The organism is Anaerococcus sp. Marseille-P3915 (genome assembly GCF_900258475.1).
GTDB classification, from domain to species: domain Bacteria; phylum Bacillota; class Clostridia; order Tissierellales; family Peptoniphilaceae; genus Anaerococcus; species Anaerococcus kampingae.
Genome location: NZ_LT984887.1, coordinates 1,236,369 through 1,255,728 on the forward strand (window position 1 = coordinate 1,236,369; position 19,360 = coordinate 1,255,728).

General features: G+C 34.4%; 24 protein-coding genes and 1 pseudogene. 4 read left to right on the forward strand and 21 right to left on the reverse strand.

The features are described from left to right. Window positions 1-20: 20 nt before the first annotated feature. Together C8269_RS06085 and C8269_RS06090 are read left to right on the forward strand one after the other, a co-directional pair. Complete coding sequence (locus C8269_RS06085; protein WP_106460830.1) at window positions 21-260, forward strand: glutaredoxin family protein; 240 nt, start codon at window positions 21-23, stop codon at window positions 258-260. Window positions 261-264: 4 nt separating this feature from the next. Beyond that, window positions 265-1,071, forward strand: a complete 807-nt coding sequence (locus C8269_RS06090) for a Cof-type HAD-IIB family hydrolase (RefSeq protein WP_106461139.1) — start codon at window positions 265-267, stop codon at window positions 1,069-1,071. Window positions 1,072-1,117: 46 nt separating this feature from the next. Here C8269_RS06090 and C8269_RS06095 read toward each other — a convergent pair whose 3' ends face one another. The 14 genes from C8269_RS06095 to C8269_RS06160 all read right to left on the reverse strand — a co-directional run bounded on the left by C8269_RS06095 (window position 1,118) and on the right by C8269_RS06160 (window position 12,826). Further along, on the reverse strand, window positions 1,118-1,348 hold the full coding sequence (locus tag C8269_RS06095) for a hypothetical protein (RefSeq protein ID WP_106460831.1): 231 nt from the start codon (window positions 1,346-1,348) through the stop codon (window positions 1,118-1,120). A gap of 117 nt (window positions 1,349-1,465) precedes the next feature. Further along, window positions 1,466-1,945: a ferritin gene (locus tag C8269_RS06100; protein WP_106460832.1), complete on the reverse strand. Its 480-nt coding sequence runs from the start codon at window positions 1,943-1,945 to the stop codon at window positions 1,466-1,468. Beyond that, complete coding sequence (locus tag C8269_RS06105) at window positions 1,938-2,243, reverse strand: hypothetical protein (protein WP_106460833.1); 306 nt, start codon at window positions 2,241-2,243, stop codon at window positions 1,938-1,940. Before C8269_RS06105 ends, C8269_RS06100 begins: the two co-directional genes overlap by 8 nt. 40 nt (window positions 2,244-2,283) lie before the next feature. Further along, a complete protein-coding gene (locus C8269_RS06110; protein ID WP_106460834.1) occupies window positions 2,284-2,913 on the reverse strand; it encodes an epoxyqueuosine reductase QueH in 630 nt (209 codons plus the stop codon). Window positions 2,914-3,025: 112 nt separating this feature from the next. After that, a complete protein-coding gene (gene rpsI, locus C8269_RS06115) occupies window positions 3,026-3,418 on the reverse strand; it encodes a 30S ribosomal protein S9 (RefSeq protein WP_106460835.1) in 393 nt (130 codons plus the stop codon). Between the two features lie 10 nt (window positions 3,419-3,428). Next, window positions 3,429-3,869, reverse strand: a complete 441-nt coding sequence (gene rplM, locus C8269_RS06120) for a 50S ribosomal protein L13 (protein WP_106460836.1) — start codon at window positions 3,867-3,869, stop codon at window positions 3,429-3,431. A gap of 177 nt (window positions 3,870-4,046) precedes the next feature. Continuing rightward, on the reverse strand, window positions 4,047-5,507 hold the full coding sequence (locus C8269_RS06125; protein ID WP_106460837.1) for a TrkH family potassium uptake protein: 1,461 nt from the start codon (window positions 5,505-5,507) through the stop codon (window positions 4,047-4,049). Continuing rightward, window positions 5,504-6,877, reverse strand: coding sequence for a Trk system potassium transporter TrkA (trkA, locus tag C8269_RS06130; protein WP_106460838.1), 1,374 nt, complete (start codon window positions 6,875-6,877; stop codon window positions 5,504-5,506). The genes C8269_RS06125 and trkA overlap by 4 nt, the downstream gene beginning before the upstream one ends. An 81-nt stretch (window positions 6,878-6,958) precedes the next feature. After that, the gene (locus C8269_RS06135; RefSeq protein ID WP_106460839.1) at window positions 6,959-8,152 is read right to left on the reverse strand and encodes a M20 metallopeptidase family protein; all 1,194 of its coding nucleotides are present in this window, start codon (window positions 8,150-8,152) and stop codon (window positions 6,959-6,961) included. 77 nt (window positions 8,153-8,229) lie between these two features. Further along, window positions 8,230-9,309, reverse strand: coding sequence for an ABC transporter substrate-binding protein (locus C8269_RS06140; protein ID WP_106460840.1), 1,080 nt, complete (start codon window positions 9,307-9,309; stop codon window positions 8,230-8,232). Further along, on the reverse strand, window positions 9,302-10,102 hold the full coding sequence (locus tag C8269_RS06145; protein ID WP_106460841.1) for an ABC transporter permease: 801 nt from the start codon (window positions 10,100-10,102) through the stop codon (window positions 9,302-9,304). The genes C8269_RS06140 and C8269_RS06145 overlap by 8 nt, the downstream gene beginning before the upstream one ends. Then, window positions 10,092-10,889, reverse strand: a complete 798-nt coding sequence (locus C8269_RS06150) for an ABC transporter permease (protein WP_106460842.1) — start codon at window positions 10,887-10,889, stop codon at window positions 10,092-10,094. The genes C8269_RS06145 and C8269_RS06150 overlap by 11 nt, the downstream gene beginning before the upstream one ends. Then, a complete protein-coding gene (locus C8269_RS06155; protein ID WP_106460843.1) occupies window positions 10,882-11,994 on the reverse strand; it encodes an ABC transporter ATP-binding protein in 1,113 nt (370 codons plus the stop codon). The genes C8269_RS06150 and C8269_RS06155 overlap by 8 nt, the downstream gene beginning before the upstream one ends. A gap of 94 nt (window positions 11,995-12,088) precedes the next feature. After that, window positions 12,089-12,826, reverse strand: a complete 738-nt coding sequence (locus C8269_RS06160; RefSeq protein ID WP_106460844.1) for a hypothetical protein — start codon at window positions 12,824-12,826, stop codon at window positions 12,089-12,091. A gap of 108 nt (window positions 12,827-12,934) precedes the next feature. Between C8269_RS06160 and C8269_RS06165 the strand changes: the two genes are divergently transcribed. Then, window positions 12,935-13,219 (forward strand): GNAT family N-acetyltransferase, encoded by a 285-nt coding sequence (locus C8269_RS06165; protein ID WP_234025841.1) that lies wholly within the window; start codon window positions 12,935-12,937, stop codon window positions 13,217-13,219. A gap of 103 nt (window positions 13,220-13,322) precedes the next feature. Further along, a complete protein-coding gene (locus C8269_RS06170) occupies window positions 13,323-14,477 on the forward strand; it encodes an MFS transporter (RefSeq protein ID WP_106460845.1) in 1,155 nt (384 codons plus the stop codon). Window positions 14,478-14,607: 130 nt separating this feature from the next. Here the strand turns inward: C8269_RS06170 and C8269_RS06175 are convergent, their stop codons facing one another. The 7 genes and pseudogenes from C8269_RS06175 to C8269_RS06205 form a co-directional block, all read right to left on the reverse strand. Further along, entirely contained in the window at window positions 14,608-14,898 is a 291-nt protein-coding gene (locus C8269_RS06175; protein ID WP_106460846.1) for a hypothetical protein, read from the reverse strand. A gap of 2 nt (window positions 14,899-14,900) precedes the next feature. Continuing rightward, window positions 14,901-15,524 (reverse strand): hypothetical protein, encoded by a 624-nt coding sequence (locus C8269_RS06180; RefSeq protein WP_106460847.1) that lies wholly within the window; start codon window positions 15,522-15,524, stop codon window positions 14,901-14,903. 703 nt (window positions 15,525-16,227) lie between these two features. Next, window positions 16,228-17,115 carry a helix-turn-helix domain-containing protein gene (locus C8269_RS06185; protein ID WP_106460848.1) on the reverse strand — a complete coding sequence of 296 codons (888 nt, stop codon included), beginning with the start codon at window positions 17,113-17,115 and terminating at the stop codon, window positions 16,228-16,230. Between the two features lie 93 nt (window positions 17,116-17,208). Continuing rightward, the gene (locus C8269_RS06190; RefSeq protein ID WP_106460849.1) at window positions 17,209-17,559 is read right to left on the reverse strand and encodes a hypothetical protein; all 351 of its coding nucleotides are present in this window, start codon (window positions 17,557-17,559) and stop codon (window positions 17,209-17,211) included. 9 nt (window positions 17,560-17,568) lie between these two features. Beyond that, window positions 17,569-17,781 carry a glutaminase gene (locus C8269_RS06195; RefSeq protein WP_106460850.1) on the reverse strand — a complete coding sequence of 71 codons (213 nt, stop codon included), beginning with the start codon at window positions 17,779-17,781 and terminating at the stop codon, window positions 17,569-17,571. A gap of 52 nt (window positions 17,782-17,833) precedes the next feature. After that, a pseudogene (locus C8269_RS06200) lies at window positions 17,834-18,703 on the reverse strand (IS3 family transposase); the annotation flags it as partial. Further along, on the reverse strand, window positions 18,691-19,230 hold the full coding sequence (locus C8269_RS06205; RefSeq protein ID WP_106460852.1) for a helix-turn-helix domain-containing protein: 540 nt from the start codon (window positions 19,228-19,230) through the stop codon (window positions 18,691-18,693). The pseudogene C8269_RS06200 and the gene C8269_RS06205, both read right to left, overlap by 13 nt. Window positions 19,231-19,360: the final 130 nt, after the last annotated feature.

Below are 19,360 nucleotides of genomic sequence, written 5' to 3' on the forward strand. Positions count from 1 at the left end.
TTATCAAAAAAGGAGTAAACATGAAAGATTATAAATTATATGTAGGAACTGTGTGCAGATATTGCAAAAAAGTTGAAGATTTCATGAAAGAAAATAATATAGAAATTCCCCTAGTGAATATAAATGAAGATGGAGATGCCATGATCAAGCTAATAGACGAAGGTGGAAAAAGACAAGTACCTTGCCTCTATCACGATGGCAAATATCTCTATGAATCTGACGACATAATAACCTATCTTAAGGAAAAATTTCTTGGATAAAACTATGATTAAGTTAATAGCATCTGATATTGATGAAACAATAATAGATCATAACCGCCTCGTACCAAAAAGAAACAAAAAGGCTATCAAAGCTGCCCAAGATAAGGGAGTAATAGTCATGCTTGCAACTGGAAGGGGCCCTTATGAAATATTTGATATACCAGACCAAGCCGGAGTAATAGCAGATGACCGCTTTGTCATATGCTGTAACGGCGCTGTAATCATGAATGTGAAGACCAAAGAAATTATAGATGTCCTAGCTATGGACTTCTCCTACGCTAAAAAGATTTTTGAATACGCTTATAAAAATAAGCTAACCTTCTATCTTTATACCCTAGATAAAAAATATGGTATAAACCTAAGTGATGAAACACTCATTGCTGAAAGCCACATAAACCTTATAGAGGGTGATAATATAGACTTTCTAGAAGGCCAAACAGTTCTAAAAACAATAATAAAGAATTCAAATATGAACCAGCTACAAGCCTTAGAGGTTGACATAGCAAGGATAACAGACTATGACCTTGAGATAAGCTATTCATCAAATATGTATATGGAGATAAATGCTAAGGGTGTAAATAAGGCAATAGCTCTTAAAAAAATCGCTGACCATTATGGTATAGATATGAAAAATGTAATGGCAATCGGTGATAATTACAACGACGTAGCCATGCTAGAAGAGGCTGGAACTGCTATAGCAGTAAGAAATGCAAGATTACAAGTAAAACAAAGCGCAGACTATGTAACCCAGGCAGATAATAGCAAGGGAGCTGTAGGCGAAGCAATTGAAAACTTTGTATTAAATTTATAAAATTAAGTAATTTAAAAGAGTTTGGAAATAAATCCAAACTCTTTTCTTATTCGTAAATTGATCTTTTTTCCATATACACTCTATACAAGTATACCAAGCCTCCTATAAGCAGGATAGGCAAAATCAATGACAAGACTTCTGCAAAGATCTTTATTATTAAAATAAATATTCCAATAACAAGACCTATCAATAAAATAGGTAGGCCTAGGAATAATCCTATTGTACAAAATGCAAGAGTTAATATTATACTTAAAATTATTAAAGTTGCGCTTAACATACATTTCTCCTTTTGAATATATTATACACAATCTTAATTTTAATTTCAAGATTCTTAAATTTAAAATTTCCTAAATAAAAACAGGACAAGCTAATCTTGCCCTGCTTATAATTACTATTAACCTCTAGCAAACATTTGACCATCAAGGATGTATAGAGCTCCCCAATTGTCTTTTGCTCTTTCAAGTTTTGTAACGATCTTAGAAACAGAATCTTCTTCTTCAACTTGTTCATCGATGAAGGCTTGGATGAAAGAGAATACTCTTAGATCTTCTTCTTTACTTACTTCAGCTATTTCATGAATTCTTCTTGTAACTTCTTTTTCGTGAGCTAGAGCTGCTTTAAATACGTCAAGTAAGCTTTCATAATCATATTGTGGTTCTGGTATAGCTTTGTATCTAACATCGTAACCTACTTCTTGTAGGAAGTGTTTCATTTTTTCACCGTGTTCGATTTCTTCAGCTACTTGGTGATCAAACCAATGTGTGAATCCATCCATTTCAAGTCTATCTGTATATGCAGCCATTGCCTTATATACATATGCTGACTCATACTCAAAGTTCATTTGTTCATTTAATAATTCTAGTGCTTTACTCATTTATTCTTCCTTTCTCTAGATAATCTTCATAAGATATATATACCCCATATATCTTAAAATCCTTATCTAAAATCTCCTTTATTACTTTTGTTGTGTCTTTGGAGTAAATTTCAACTGTGAAGGTCTTATCTTTAACCATAAATTCATCGCTTGGTAAAATTCCTTTATTTTTAAGCGCACTTAAAATATCCATCGCATCCTTCCTGGTAAATAGCTCATCAAGTTGGAAACTATATGGATAAATCGTATCTGTATCAGTATTTGGATTTATTTTTTTGATTAATAATAAGTCATCCATAGCTTTCTCCTATTTTATATTTACCCCAAATACTATAAAGTTAACAAGAGTTTAATTTTTCTTCTGCTTCCCTTTTAGAAAATATACAACCACAATATTCTTGCCTATAAATATCATATTCTTTTGAAAGCTCTATAGACTTCTTATAGCCATCTTTCTTCTTAAAATCAGCATAGAGATATTTAATGCCAAGATCTTCTTCAAGCCTTGCCCCAATCTCATTAAGCCACTGGGCATTCTTATAAGGAGAAATAGAAAGGCTAGTTGTAAAATACTCATAGCCCATATCCTTTGCATAGCGGGCAGTCTTATCAAGCCTAAGTTCATAACAATCATAGCAAGCATTTCCAAACTCTCTATCACCCTTTCTCTTTTCTGCCACAAACTTAAAGTCTTCCATATCATTAGCAGGGATAATAACTTGTCCATCAAAGTGAGATTTCTCAGCCACCTTCTCCAAATTCTCCGCCCTCTTATCAAGCTCAGCCCTTGGATAGATCATTGGATTATAAAAATAAAGATCCATATCAAAATGATCCCTAAGCCTTTCAATAACTTGGGTAGAACAAGGCCCACAACAAACCTGAAGCAAAAGCCTAGGCCTTCTTCCTTCTTCATCAATTTTTTTAATTATATCCTCCATGACCCTGTCATAGTTTATTTTGTTCATAAATTACACCTCTATTTTTAAGTAAAAATTTTATTACTCATTAATTAATTGTACTAAATTTTGGGCAAATAAAAAGCCCAAGAAAAATTTCTTGAGCTTGTATATAAAATTCTTATCTCTTTGAGAATTGTGAAGATTTTCTTGCCTTTTTAAGACCAGCTTTCTTTCTTTCTTTCTTACGTGAATCACGTGTTAAGAAGCCTGCTCTTTTTAGGGCTATTCTATAGTCAGGATTTGCTTCAAGAAGTGCTCTTGCTATAGCATGTCTTATAGCTCCTGCTTGACCATTGTATCCACCACCATTTACATTAACTCTTATATCATAGCTTGTAAGATTTTCTGTTAATGCAAGTGGAGATCTTGCTATAATTCTTAGAGATTCAAAGTTGAAATATTCGTCTAAGTCTCTGCCGTTTACTAGGATGTTACCAGAACCTGGTACCATTGTTACTCTTGCAACAGAGGTTTTTCTTCTACCTGTTGATTGAATTATATTTTCTGCCATATTTTACTCCTTACTTTAGATCCAAAGTTTCTGGGAATTGTGCTTCGTGACCATGTTCGCTTCCTGCATATACTCTTAGTTTCTTAGCCATTGCACGACCAAGTTTGTTGTGTGGAAGCATGCCTACGATTGCGTGTTCTACAATTCTTTCTGGGTAAGTATTCTTCATGTCTTTGAATTTTGTAATTTTAAGACCTGATGAATATCCAGAATATCTCTTGTATTCTTTTTGATCTTCTTTGTTTCCTGTAAGAACTACCTTGTCTGCGTTTATTACGATTACGTAATCTCCAGTATCAAAGTGTGGAGTAAAGGTTGGTTTGTTCTTTCCTCTTAGTATTGCTGCAACTTGGCTAGCTAATCTACCTAGCACCATGCCTTCAGCATCAACAACATACCATTTTCTTTCGATGTTTGATGGGCTTGCAGTCCATGTCTTTTGATATTTCATTCATTCCTCCTGTGTATTTTTCGGCTACTTGCATTTAGACACCGCCCAAATAGCTAGCGGCTGTACTCGTCCTGGCATTTGTCTATCGCTTCCAGGATAAGCGACTTACTCGAACTTCAAAGAGGTCTGAGTCGACTGATATATAATACTCTTTTACTGCTATTTTGTCAACATCTTTTACTTGTTTCTGATATTTTTATAGGTAAAAGGTGAAAATATTATTAGCATTGGATAAATCTCAAGCCTTCCAAATAGCATGGCAATGGTTAGGGTTATCTTTGATAAATCGCTCATTGCCGCAAAAGATGTGATTGGTCCAAAGTCCCTAAGACCTGGGCCTACGTTGTTAAAGGTTGTAGCTACCGCAGCAAAGGCTGCTTCAAAATCTTCTATTTCTATACTTATTATAAACATAAAAAGGACAAACAAAAGAATATAGATTACCAAATACTTATTTATAGATTCCTCTAGGTCCTCATCAATTTTCTTGCCATCCATCTTATTCACTATGACCCTCCTAGGGTTGATTACCTTTCTTACTTGGTTGATGGATGATTTTACAAGGATTACAAGTCTTGATACCTTAAAGCCACCAGCAGTTGATCCTGCAGATGCTCCTATTAGCATTAATAAGACTATCAAGTTTCTTGAAAAAAATGGCCAGGACCCATAGTCTACCGACACATAACCTGTCGTTGTTATTATCGACGATACGGTAAAGATGGATTGGACGCCAGAATAAACTGGGTCACCGTAAAGGTCTTTTATATTTATAAATATAAGTCCTGTAGCCACTGCAATTATTCCCAAATACCAGTAGAGCTCTTCTGATTTGAAACTATCTCTTGCTGACCTTATCAAGGCGAAATAATATAAGTTGAAATTCACCCCAAACAAAATCATAGCAATGGTTAGGACAATTTCTATATATCTTGAATCATAGTAGCCTATTGATAGGCCCTTATTGCCAAAGCCACCAGTTCCAGCAGCTCCCATGGCATAGATTAAAGAATCAAATAAATTCATACCACCAAAGAGCAAAAATATTACTGTCACACCTGTCATGGCCAAATAAATTATATAGAGGACCCTAGCTGTTTGGCTTAGCTTAGGTGTAATCTTACCAAAGGATGGTCCTGGCATCTCTTGCCTTAAAAGTGATGCTGATTCTGTATTAGTCTTAGGTAAAATCGCAAGAGTAAAGACAAGTATTCCCATACCTCCAATAAGATGGGATAGGCTTCGCCAAAATATTATAGAATGGGGAAGTCTTTCTACATCTAGGGCTACGGATGCCCCGCAGGTTGTAAAACCACTTGCCATTTCAAAGATGGCATCTATTATTGAATGATAATTTGTAGGTGTGAGATAAAGAGGAATTGATCCGATTACCGAAAATATTATCCAACAAAAGGCTGTTATAAACATGGCCTCTCTTGTATAGATATGGCCCTTATCATCTCCTAATTTTACAAGGATAGATCCTGTTAGTAAGGAAAATATAATAGGTATTATGAAATTAAGTTTATCTCTTAGGCTCTCGTTGTAGATAAAGGCTACTAATAAGGGAACGGCCATCAAAAAGGCCAAGACCTGGAGGAGCCTGCCTAGAAGGTGGTTTATTATCTTAAGATTCATTTCTCCTCCAATATATCATCTAAGACCTTGAAATCATGGCTGGTTGTTGCCACAAGGACTGAATCTCCCAGGCTTATCTTAGAAGAACCATTTGGTACTTCTATTTCCCCATCTCTTTCCCTATGCTCTATAGCAAGAACTAGGCTGTCATCTCTGATTTTTAAATCCTTAAGACTTACATCAAGGATTTTGGAATGCTCAATAGCCTTAAATTCTATAACTTCAACTTTTTCATCTTCTAGCCTATAAAGAGAAGAAATAGATTGACCTCTGGCATTACCCTTACTTCTTACAAACCTATTTATAACATCACTTGCAGCCATCTTTGGAGCAAAGGTAGTGTCTATATCAAGGATTCCTGTCATCTTTAAAAGCTTGGTCCTATTGACCTTGGCAATTACCTTATCAAGACCATATCTTTGGGCTAAAAGTGAAATCAATATATTTTCCTCATCTATTCCAGTTAGGGCAATGAGGGCATCGTAGTCATTTATCCTTAGCTCTTCAAGAAGCTCTGGCGATGATCCGTCGGCATTTATTACTACAGCACCTGAATGCATCTGGCTAATCTCTTCAGCCTTTTTCCTATCAATTTCAACTACACTTACCTTAAAACCTCTTTGTAGCAAAAGGCCAACTAGATATTTTGAAACATTTCCAGCACCTATGACCATAACATTTTTTATATCGTAGGCTCCCTTTTGTTCGTGCCTATAAAAGCTATCTACCGCCTGCTTTTCGCCAATTACATAAATCTTGTCATTGGCCTTTAGAATGTCATCACCGTGAGGTATTCTTACATCCCCATCTGAATTTATTATTCCTATCAGGGTGTGGTAATTTTCCGAATAGGATATAAGGTCTGATATTTTTCTCCCATCAAGGTCTGAACCCTCATCTATAACTAGCTCCATCATTAAGGCCCTGTCTTTAAAGAAGCCTTCAACGTTTAGGGCGTGGGAATATTTAAGGGTTCTTTGTATATCCTTAGCTGCTATGTATTCAGGATTTATGATTGATTTGGCATCTGTCATCTGGGCAATCATCTTTTTATGCTTAACATATTGGGTTTCTCTTAGCCTTATTATTATGTTTTTGGCGCCAAGCTTTTTGGCAAGGGTTGAAGCAATTAAGTTTACATCATCAGATAGGGTTATGGCTATAAAGAGGTCACAATCCTTAACGCCTGCCTCAATTAAGATATCAACATCCCTACCATCTCCTAAAAGACCCATAACATCATTTGTTGCCAAAAGGTCATCCAGGACAGCCTTGTCATTATCTATTACTACTATATCATGGCCTTCGCTTGAAAGGTCACTGGTTACAAAAGAGCCGACTTTGCCGGCTCCTAATATTACAATCTTCATCATTTCTCCTTAGAAATCGCAAAATAAATCAAATTCTTATCTTTTACTTATTATTTTAACATTTCTAATATATAAAATCTATTATTTATTTAAATATTCATAGGCATATCTTGCTAAAAGCTCTGCCCCATATTTCATGGCCCTTTCATCCGGATTGAAATCTTGGGCGTGGTTTTGTGGGTGGGTTTTTGAATTTTCTGGGTCCCTTCCCCCTATAAACATATAAGTTCCGTCAACTCCCGGCACATCCTTATAGCCTGATAGGTAAAAACCAAAGTCTTCGCTACCTGATAATTTTAGGTCGGTTGAAACATTGTCTTCGCCAAAGATATCTTTTGCAATCTCTACAGAAAGGTCTGTGGATTTTTCTTCATTTATGACTGCTCCTGCTCCCATATTATAAGAAAATTCAGCACTTCCATCATAAAGCTCTGCTGATAGCCTTGCTGCCTTTTCTAATTCTTTAACCATAAAATCTACTGCCTTATTAGAAAATGACCTAAAGGATCCCTCGACTCTTATGTCAGCAGGAACTGCATTTGCTGCAGATCCTCCTTCAACTACTCCTAGGTTTAGGACAACTGGGTCAAAGACATTATCAATCTTTCTTGCAGAGATTCCATAGGCTGCGTTTATGAAATTTGCAAGCATCATCATGGCATCATTGCCTTGGTGAGGGGTTGATGAATGGGCGGACTTGCCCTTAAATTCGACATTAAAGAAGGTGTTATTGGCCATGACTTCCCCATAGCCTGTTGCTGCCTTGCCCAAATCCCAGCCAGTGTGGATATGGATTGCAAAGGCAGAATCTACATCTTTTGTAAGGCCCTGGCTTACTACAGCCCTGCCGCCCTCTCCAGTTTCTTCGCCTGGTTGGAAAATTATCCTTACCCTGCCCTTTAGGTCATCTTTCACCTTAACTAGGGCTTTTAGAGCATTTAAAAGCATGGCTGCGTGGATATCGTGACCACAGGCATGGCTTACACCTGGGTTTTGACTCTTATATTCAAAGTCATTGGTTTCTGCAATAGGAAGAGCATCTATATCAGCCCTTAAAAGGACAGTTTTACCAGTGCTTTCTGGATTTATCTCTACCATAAGTCCTGTAGGTTCGATTGCCACAGGGTCAAAACCAAGAGCCTCAAGTTCTTTTCTAATAAACTTAGTTGTCTCTGTCTCCTTCATTGATAATTCAGGATGAGCGTGCATATATCTTCTATCTTCAATCATTTTTTCTTCATTAGTTAAGATTTCATCTCTAATTATATTTGTCATTTCAAATCCTTTCTTATTTCTCTAACATTATACCCAAAAGCCACTTATAAATAGCAAAACTCCCGCAAAGGGAGTTTCTAATCTGCTTGTGGAGCTATTTTTAAGTCTAAATATAGGTCATTATAAAGAATGGTCATCTCCTTGCCTAGATCCTTAAAGATTTCAAGCTTTTCTATGTCTTCATCGCTTGGATAGAGAGTTGTATTTGCCCTTAATTCAGAATCGAGTAAGTCTAAGGCTTTTTTATTTGGTGTAGCATAAGAAACATATTCAGCATTTCTTGCCGCAACATCCGGCCTTAAAAGATAGGAAATCAAGGCGTAGGCACCTTCAGTATTTTTGCTTGTCTTTGGTATAACAATAGTATCAAACCATATGTTAGAGCCTTCTTTTGGGATTATATAAGATAGGTTTGGGTTTGCCTCTTGGGCAATTTCAGCCTCTCCAGAGAAAGTAATGCCTATATCAGCCTCTTCTAGGGCCAAGTACATCCTTATCTCATCAGCAAGGATAGCCTTAACATTAGCCATAAAATCTACTAGTTCATTCTTGGTTTTTCTTAAGACTGTTTCATCAGTGGTATTGGCTGAAAGTCCATCTTTCCAAAGGCCAATTCCAAGAGTCTCCCTTGCTCCATCAAAGGATAGGATTTCTCCTTCAAACTTAGGGTCAAATAGCTTGGCCCAAGAGTCGACATCCTCTGCCTGGTATTTTTTATTATTATAAACTATACCAAAAGATCCCCAAAAATATGGTATAGAATACTCATTATTTGGGTCATAATCTAAGTTTAAAAATCTCTCATCTATATTATCAAGACCCTTAATTTTGCTATGATCAAGCTTTTTTAAAAGGCCCTTGGCCTTCATCATCTCCACAGTGTATTCTGATGGAAAGGCCAGGTCGTAAGAAGTCTTGCCCTGTTCAATTTTCGCCATCATAGCCTCATTTGAGTCAAAAGTTTCATAGATTATGCGATAGCCTGTTTCTTCTTCAAAATCTCTTAGGACTTGTGGGTCTACATAACCACCCCAGTTGTAAAAATATATATTTTTAGAATCTGAACCGTGGCTATTGGCATTTAGCCTTTTTTGTCCGATAAATAAGGCCAGGCACATGGCAAGGACTGCCAATATCAATCTATATACCTTATTCATAAGCACCCGCCTTTCTTTCTCTACTTTGTATTACATAGTAGCCTATGACCATTAAAAGTGATATGACAAAGATAAGGGCTGATAGAGCATTAATCTCAAGCGAAATACCAGTCCTTACCCTAGAATAGATCTCTACAGAAAGAGTCGTAAAGCCAGATCCAGTCACGAAAAATGTCACTGCAAAGTCATCCAGCGAATAGGTAAGGGCCATAAAAAACCCTGCAAATACACCACTTGCTATATTTGGTAGAATTATCTTATTTAAGATAATCATATCATTTGCCCCCAAGTCTTCTGCAGCCCTCATCATGTCGGCATTTAGGTTATATAGCCTTGGCAAAACCATAAGGACTACGATTGGTATAGAAAAGGCAATGTGGGATAGAAGCACCGAATAAAAACCCATAGGGATTTTTAAAAGAAAGCTAAATAGGATTAGGAAACTTGCCCCCATCATTACATCAGGAAAAACCATGAGTACTGAGTTAAGGCCCAAAACCCTCTGCTTAAGCTTCTTGCTTCTCATATAATAAATAGAAATAGCTCCCAAGGTTCCAATCACAGTTGCAATAACAGATGATAGGAGGGCAAGGATTATGGTATTTAAGACAATATTTATAAGTCTCTTATCCTCAAAAACCGCCAGGTAATGCTCTATTGTAAAACCCTCAAAGCTATTCATATTTCCCCCACTATTGAAGGAATAAAAAATTAAATAGGCTAGGGGCAGATACATTATTATGAAAATAAATATCAAATAAATATTTGCCAAAGAAAACTTCTTATTTTTCATAATCTCCCCCCTTCTTATTTAGAAAGCTAATTACTAAAAACATCATAACAATCAAGACCAGGCCAATGGTAGAACCCATCCCCCAGTTTTGGGTAACTAGGTAGTGTTGTTCGACAGCCGTACCTAGGGTTATAATCTTATTTCCTCCAATTATCCTTGTTATCAAAAATAGGGATAAAGATGGGATAAAAACTGCTTGGACACCTGATAAGACCCCATCCATTGATAGGGGTAAGATTATCCTCCTAAAGGTTTGAAACTTGCTGGCCCCCAAATCTTCGCTAGCAATGACATATTCTTTTGGAATAGAGTCAATTGACCTAAAGATAGGAAGAATCATAAAAGGAAGCTCTACGTATGATGCAACCAAGATAAAGGCAGGATTTGTAAATAAAATACCCTCGCTTGCAAGCCCCAAAAATCCTGCTATAGCCCCATTTTTGTTAAAAAGACCTATAAAGGCATAGGCCTTTAGGACTAGGTTAATCCAGGTTGGTAGGATTACCAAAAGCAGAATTAAATCCTTATGCTTGGCCTTTGATAAAAAATATGAAAAAGGATAGGCCCACAAAAGTGTGAAGGCTGTTATCAAAAAGGCCGTCAAAAAGGAATTTAGGGTCATTATTATATAATTTTTGTTAGAAAAATAAGCTATATAGTTATCAAAGGTAAAATTGCCATATATATCAAAAAATGATTGGTAAAAAAGCAATAGGATTGGCGCAATGATAAAAATCAAAATCCACAAATAGTAGATAAAGCTTAGCTTTTGGTATTTTTTAGCCATCTACATCTCCTATCGAAAATTCTTCCATCCTCTTATCAAAGTCATCCTCGCTCTCGTTATAACGCATAACATGGATATTTTCTGGATCAATCGCTATTCCGATATCATCGCCCTCTTCAAAGACCTTGGTTGAGTGGATTTTCCACCTAAACTCATCCTTATCAAAGCAGATAAGCTCGTTGAAAACACCCCTAAAGAGGATATTATCAATATTTACCCTTATATCAGCTTCATCGATATCAACCACCCTTATATCTTCAGGCCTAATAACTACTTCAACAGCCTCTCCTTTAGGGATTCCGGCATCAGAACAATCAAAAACCTTGCCAGCAAATTCCACCTTATAATCATCGATCATCTTAGCTTTAAGGATATTTGATTCTCCGATAAATTGGGCTACATAGCGGTTGATTGGCTCATCATATATGTCTGTAGGAGGGCCTTGTTGGACAATTTTGCCCTTATCCATGACAAAAATCCAATCGCTCATAGCTAGGGCCTCTTCCTGGTCGTGGGTTACAAAAACAAAGGTAATACCCAGCTCCCACTGGATATCACGAAGAAGGACCTGCATAGATTTTCTAAGCTTCATATCAAGGGCTGATAAGGGCTCATCTAACAAGAGCACATCAGGCTTATTGACAAGGGCACGAGCAATAGCCACCCTCTGCTTTTGACCACCAGACATCTGGCTTACCTCACGTTTTTCAAAACCAGCAAGCTCAACCATCTCGAGTGCCTTTTTTACCTCTTCTTTGATTACATTCTTATCAGTCTTTTTAATCTCAAGGCCAAAGGCCACATTGTCAAAAACATTCATATGAGGAAAGAGAGAATAATTTTGAAAAACTGTATTAACAGTCCTCTTGCTTGCAGGCACATCGCCCACATCCTGGCCATTGATATATACCTTGCCCGAATTAGGCTCAATAAATCCAGCTATCAAATTTAAAATAGTAGTCTTGCCGCAACCAGATGGGCCAAGCAGGGTATAGAACTTGCCCTTTTTAAGCTCAAGGTCGACAGACTTTAAAATCTCTTCATCATTATAAAACTTACTGACCCCATCCAAAACGACAGAGTACTTATCAAAATTATTTTCCATCATTCACCTCACAATTTCCTTTATAAAAAGTATACCACAAATAGCCTTGAATTTGGAATATAAAAAAAGCTGCTACAAAAGTAACAGCCAAAATTTAATTAATTTCATCTTTATAATCCAAATAAGCATCTGAAAATCTCACATCGCATAAAATCATAGCTATTACCATCCAAATGATAAATATAACAAGACCGATGCCAAAAATTACGATTGAACCACTAAGACCCAGAGATGCAAAGGTAAATGCTGTAAATAAAACAGAAGGACCTATTATAAAAATTGCATAAATTACTAGGGACCTAGCCATGAGTTTCTTGCCAATGACAAAAATATTTTTAATCGATGTAAAGACTGACTCATCTAAATCATAATTATCAGCCAGATAAAGATTTGAATAGGCTGTCAAAAGTCCAAGAATTGCAATAATTACTATGACAACAAAGGGTAATAGGAAGGCCCCTATGGTAAATACAGCATTATTTGATGGATTCACCAAGGCTTGTCCTATAAGAGTTCCACCAGTGTATTGGATCAAAAAATTTAAAATACTACTTGCCAGCGCAATAATAAAGGCAACAGTTATCACCCTGAAATTTATGTAATTTATCTGATTTAGATAATCACCCACCTTGCCCATCCTATTTCTAAGAAGGCCACCTGCTATGGCAAAGCTAAAGGCAAAGCCAAAAATAGACATGATTATGTTCATTAATAAAGCTAAAACTGGTTTATCAGCAAGGATTGTGCCAAAAATAGCCGCAATTGGGCCCAAAGCTAGCACGGATATAAGTCTAACTAAAAATATAGACGAAAATTTATATTCTCTCTTCATAAAATCTCCAATCTGCAAAATAAATCTGCTTACTAATAATTTACCACTTTTAACAATAATTTACCATAATATAATGACAAATGGGTATAAGTAAAGCGAGGTGATGATATGGATAAAATAAAATACACATTAAACGAAAAAGAATCTAGGTCAGAAGTCTATGATGGAGATAAGCTAATTGGCAAATGCGATTACAAGATAGAAGCAAATAAGCTTGATATCTACCACACCGAAGTGGATGCAGCCTATGGCGGTCGTGGTCTTGCCGGCAAATTAGTCGACCTTGTAGTAGCTTATGCCAGAGATGAAAATTTAAAAATAATTCCAACCTGTCCTTATGTGGCAAAGAAATTTGATAAAGACCAGTCATATAAGGATGTGGATGCTAGATAAAAATTTGAGGGCCTTGCCCTCTTTTTTTAGCTAATGTATTAGCCTTTACCTTTTTTAAAATACTTGGTATGATTAAGATGATTTCTTATCTTTGAGGTGAATGATGAATACAAATAGAAAAGATATTTTTAGGAAGACTGGGATTTTATCATTAGCCCTTTTTATATCTGTAAATAGCGTAATAAGCGGCTCGCTCATCAAATTATCTGATGATCTAGCCATCCCCCTTACATCTGCAGAGTTTCTAGTAACTCTAGCATCCTTTTCTACAATAATACTAATTTTATTAAATGAAAAAATAACAAGGAAAATCGGGATGAAAAGAGCCGTCCAAGTCGGCCTTTTCTTTGTGAGTATATCTGGCCTAATTCCCCTATTTTTCAAATCCTATGCTGGAGTCTTTGCCTCAAGGCTAATCCTAGGAATGGGAGTGGGCTTTTATAATGGCCACTCACCCAACCTCATCAATGCCTTTTATGAAGGAGATGAAGCAGCTAGCCTTCACGGCATCAGAAACTCCTTTGAATACATAGGCCAGATGATCCTAGTCTTTATAGCGGGAATTTGGGGAGCTAAGTCTTGGACCTATGCCTTTTTAACCTACAGCTTGGCCTTTCTTATTCTAGGATTTTTCTCCCAAACAGTAGAAGAAGTGGACCTAGAAGAATCAGATGAAAAACTCCATATCAATGCCCAGATGATTTTTTATATAATCTTTGCAGGCATCATGATAATGAATACAACAGCAGTATCAATTAGATTTGCCAAGGTGGCAAGCCTAAGCCTAAGTCCTGATGCAAACCTAAATATGTATATGCTAATCTTACCCATAGCAGGCATGATCTCAGGCTTTCTCTTTGGCTATATAAATAGAAAACTCAGGTCCAAAACCCTGCTTCTAGGCCTAGTAATCTACATCCTAACTAACATAAGCCTAGGCTCTTTTGGAGAAAATCTCCTAGTCTACCTAGCAGGCATGGCCCTCTTAGCCTTCTGCCAAAGCCTCTGCACCCCATATATCCTAGCAGAAGTATCAAGATTTGTAAGAGGCTCATCAGCAAGGCTTATAAATAATTTCATCTTTGTAGGAGTAAACCTAGGAGGATTTTTATCAAGTATCTACCTAAACCTAATCACAAAGATATTTGGCTTAAAAAGCCCCACCAGCCCCTTCCTATCCTTCATAGGATTTTATATAATCTTATTTGCAATATTTTTCTATGAATACCTAAGTGTAAGGTCTTTTAGGAGAGTATAAATAAAAATCTCGGAATTTAAATTTTCCGAGATTTTTTTATCTATGCTCTTTTTCGAATTTTTAAGATATTCTTTGTATAATTTTTTATAAACTTCTGAATCTTTTAAAAGTATAGATTGGTTTTGTAATATTATTTTATTATATAAAGAATGAACAAAATAATACCACCTAATACTAAAGTTATACCTACAGATAAAATAACAGTTTCCAAGCCATCTTCATATGTTATTGGTTTAAAGCTATTATTACCCTTTTTATAAAAGATTATAGTATCAATAGCAGATATTACCAACACTATCGCAAGAATATACCAAATATTTAAAGAGGCCTGTAGTATATTTATTGAGATGGCAAAACCAATAAATAATATAAAGTTGTAGATATAAAGTTGTGATATTGATATATTTTTTGGCTTTTTCATAATTATTTACCACACTGTTCACTTACCCAAGTCCAGCCTACACTATTTACGCCAGCTACTATAGCGAATGCAACAGGACCGCCTACCATTCCGGCAATTGCCGTGTATAAACTACCTATACTAGTTCCTATTAAACCCATTACATAAGGACACCAAGCGGCGGGACCCGTTTTATAAGTACTTATATCTGGAGATACATATAAAATTTTATTAAATTCACCGTTATTATCTTTGCCTACAATCATTTTAGAACCGTTTTCTTTAATAAATTCCATAGTTTCTGGATTATTATTTATTGAATGCACTCTAATCTCAGAATTAAGATCTTTATTTACTTGAATTAATCCTGTAGTAGATTCATCTTTACTATGATAATAAATGAAATCTAAATCTTTAAATGATCTTACATTTGGATCTATAATAAATCCATTTTTCTCCAACTCTTTAATTTTATTATTTAAAAAATCACTTTCATTTGTTAATTCTGATAAGTAAGTTTCTTTATGTAATACTACTTCATTTTTAAACTCTTTAGCTTTAGATGCATAAGCTATGTTTGAAAAAATTGGCAAGCATAATGCGAGTGATAAAAATATTGATACCATCTTCTTTGAAGTCTTGTTCATATAAATCTCCTTTTCTTTTATAAATTTTTATTTGATTTTTTATATTCCATTACACAATATTGACAAACTATTAGGTTAATATATTATCACACAATTTTCATTATTTCAATATTCTGTTACATCAGTCAATTCAATAATGCTGTGTAAAATTTACTAGCACAATATTTACTATTTAGAAGATGTATTGTACTAGTTAGGGTTTCAAATGACCTTTTTTATACAATTATACAAGCTCTATCTAAAAATCCCCTCTAGATCTAAAAAATAATTTTAATAAAACTAACGAGAGATCTCTAGTAATGACTTATATGGTTACATAATTGATAATGGCCAACTATCAGATGAACCACAACCCGTATAATTACAAGATAACTCTATTTTGTTACCTGCAAAAATTGACTTTAACTTTTTGATTAATCAATGGGTTAAACATAATATTCCCTACTTACGTAACAAAGTAAGCATTAAATCGATTTATATCTATATTATAAAGTTTAGATGTAAATTTGTACAGGACACATGTGTCCTGTACAAATCATCTATAAAATTATATAATTTTAATAAAATATTAAGAAAGGTTTTAACTATGACTAAAAAACTCAAATTTTTAAGCATTATAATATTGTCAGTTGCATTGATTTTACCATATAGCTCACCAGATGGCAGGGAAGATGATATTATAGATTTCTATTCAATTAATGATTTATTTTAGTATTAAGCTATTGTGTTTTCGTTCAATAGTTTCATTTAATCTTACAAGTCCAGATAATTTAGCACACATTTTAGAATAGTTTATTGACTTACTATAAGTTTCATATCCTAAGTCAAGTTCACATATGAATTTATCATAATATAACATAGATAGAGCTTCTAGATCTTTATTTGTAGTCGCTTCATTTATAGCTTTTGTAATTAATTTTATAGCGTCTTTGCTTCTAGAGTCTATATAGAGTCTATTTATAATGGAATTGTATATCAGCATCTTTACAACACTATTATTACACTTTTGGGATAATTTATCTAGTATTTCATAATTGTTAAATGATTTATATTCTTTAAAATCATTACATATATTTACTAATATCCTCATTTCTATGGTGGAATACTTCCTATCAATAATATTAGAATTATTGTATATTGTTGATGTAATCTCTTCATATCTTTCTTTAAAATCGAATTTATCAAATTTCTTATTCAGTATCCTATCCATAAATAGTCTTAAAAGTTTTATGTTTTTTTCTTTTCCCATCATTAACTTATTATCATTTTCAACTGTAGAAAGTTTCTTTGATAGGATTTCTGCTTCGTTTTTTTCGATAAAGATGCTTGCTACTCCCAATTTATTTAATATTTCTTCATAAAGGTAGTCTGTTTCAAAAAGATTTTTATAATATATATCAAGTAAATCTTCTTCATAAGCTTGTGAAAGTAGGATAAGGGAATCTGCTCCTAGGCTCTTTATATTACTATTTTCAAGTCTAGATAGGCTTCTTACGCTTATGCCTGTAAGATATTCTACATCCTCTTGCCTTAATCTTTTTCCTATCCTGATATCTTTTAAAATCTTTCCAAAGTCTTGGCTTTTAGTCATAACTTGCTCCTTGGATATAATTATACTTTAGATTTTAATTTTAAAGGAAAAAATCCCGGAATTATCCCGAGATTCTTATTTTTTATTAACAAATTATTTGAGATATTCATTAGTAAGCTTCCTTGCTTCTAGGAAGTTTACTATAGAATAGATACCTATACCGTTGTAGATTATCTTTATTAGGCTACTTATATCGGCGTTTGGATCTACTATATTTAGCTTAGTTCTTATGAAGTATAAGATTAATATTGTCACTCCATAGATTGCTGCTCCTATTAGGGTTAATTTTAAATCTAGGGCCTTGGCCTTGGCCTTTCTTTCTGGCTTAACTAGGGTTAGGCCAAAAACTGCTATGGCAAGTATTATTAATACATAAGCTGGAATTTTTACAAAATATAGGGCGATGAGTCCTATTAAATAAAGTGCTAGTGAAAGTATTGGCATTTTTTCCTCCTATTTTACAAATATATTTAAATTTAGTTCGTAGGATAAGATTTTTAATAATTCCTTATCAGCCTCTCCATAGTAGTAGGTATCTCCAGTTGTAGATGTGATAGCAAGGACAAAGGTCTCAGAATCTACATTTAATAATTCTGGTATGTATGAAGCAACCTCTCCCTTTCCTATAAATCTTTCACTTTTTACTATCGATTTTATTTCTATCAAAAAACATAATGTCTGACCTGAACCCGTAAACACGGAATAATTTAATAATATTTTAAGCGGAATGTAATCTGTACATAACAGGGGACATTCCGTTTAATTTTGTTTTAATCCTATCCTCATTGTACCATTTTATATATTTTTCAATCTCATTTCTTAAATGATCATAGCTTTTAAAATCTTCTCCATAATACATTTCCTGTTTCAATATTCCAAAGAAGTTCTCCATTGGAGAATTGTCTAGACAATTCCCTTTTCTTGACATACTTTGCCTTATATCCATCTTTTCTAGTTTTTTAGTCCAAGTACTATGTTGGTAATGAAATCCTTGGTCTGAGTGTATAATTAAATCTTTAATGTCTTTATTTTCTTCTAATGCTTTTTCTAGCATAGTATTAGTTAATTCTATTGTTGGGTGATTACTTAGTGTATAGCTGATTATTTCACTGTTGTATAGGTCTAATATTGGTGATAGGTATAGTTTCTTTTCTTGTCCTTTAATTCTAAATTCTGTTACATCTGTTAGCCATAATTGATTTGGTTTAGTAGCTTTAAACTGTCTTTTTACAACATTATCTGCTACTTTACCTATTTGTCCCTTGTATGATGAGTATTTTCTTGATCTAGTTTTAAATTTAGAGCATAGCAAGGATTCTTCTCTCATTATTCTTAAGACTTTTTTATGATTAATATTAAAGCCTTTATTTTTTAATACCATAGTTACTCTTCTATAGCCATATCTACCTTTTGATGCTTCTACTATGGTTGTTATTTCTTTTCTAATTTCTTTATCTTTATCTACTGGACTTTCTAATTTTATCTTCCATTCATAGTATGATGATTTTGGTAATTTAGCTATTTCTAGCCATTTACTTACTTTACTTTGTGGATATATTTTTAGAAGTTTGAGGATTATCTGTGTCTTTTCCTTGCTTCTGCTTCCTCTTCCAGTAGCAAGGCTTGTAGCTTTTTTTCGTAGATTATCTTCATTTTTAGAAGTCTATTTTCTTCTCTTAATCTTATTAACTCTTCTCTTTCACTTTCATTTATTGGAGTATTAAGTTTAGACTTTTTATTTGATTTGGTCATATTTTTTCTAGGCCTTCCTCTGTTATCCTCTAGTCCAGATAAACCACGCTGTCTATATGCTCTCTCCCGATTACATATTATTGATTTATTGCTTATATTAAAGTGCTCTGCGGTTTGTCTGAATGAGATATTATTGATTTGCCTATATTGTATTACAGATAGCTTAAATTCACTAGTGAATTTATCTTTATTTTGCTTTTTTGATAAGTTATCAAATCCACCTGATTGATATTTGATTATCCAGTTTTGTAATGTACCTTCGGGTATATCATATTTTTTAGCAACCATCGGACTGCCTCCAGATTCCCCTGATAAATATTCCGTTACTAGTTTGATTTTAAATTCTTTTGTGTATTTTGGCATACAAAAACCCCTCCATCCGTATTCCGGATTTTGGGGTTCAGGTCAGTCACTCTCCTGTTTTTTTATCTAATACTATTAATGTACTTTATTAGGATAGGAGCTACATTTTTTATTTTATATTGTTTTATTA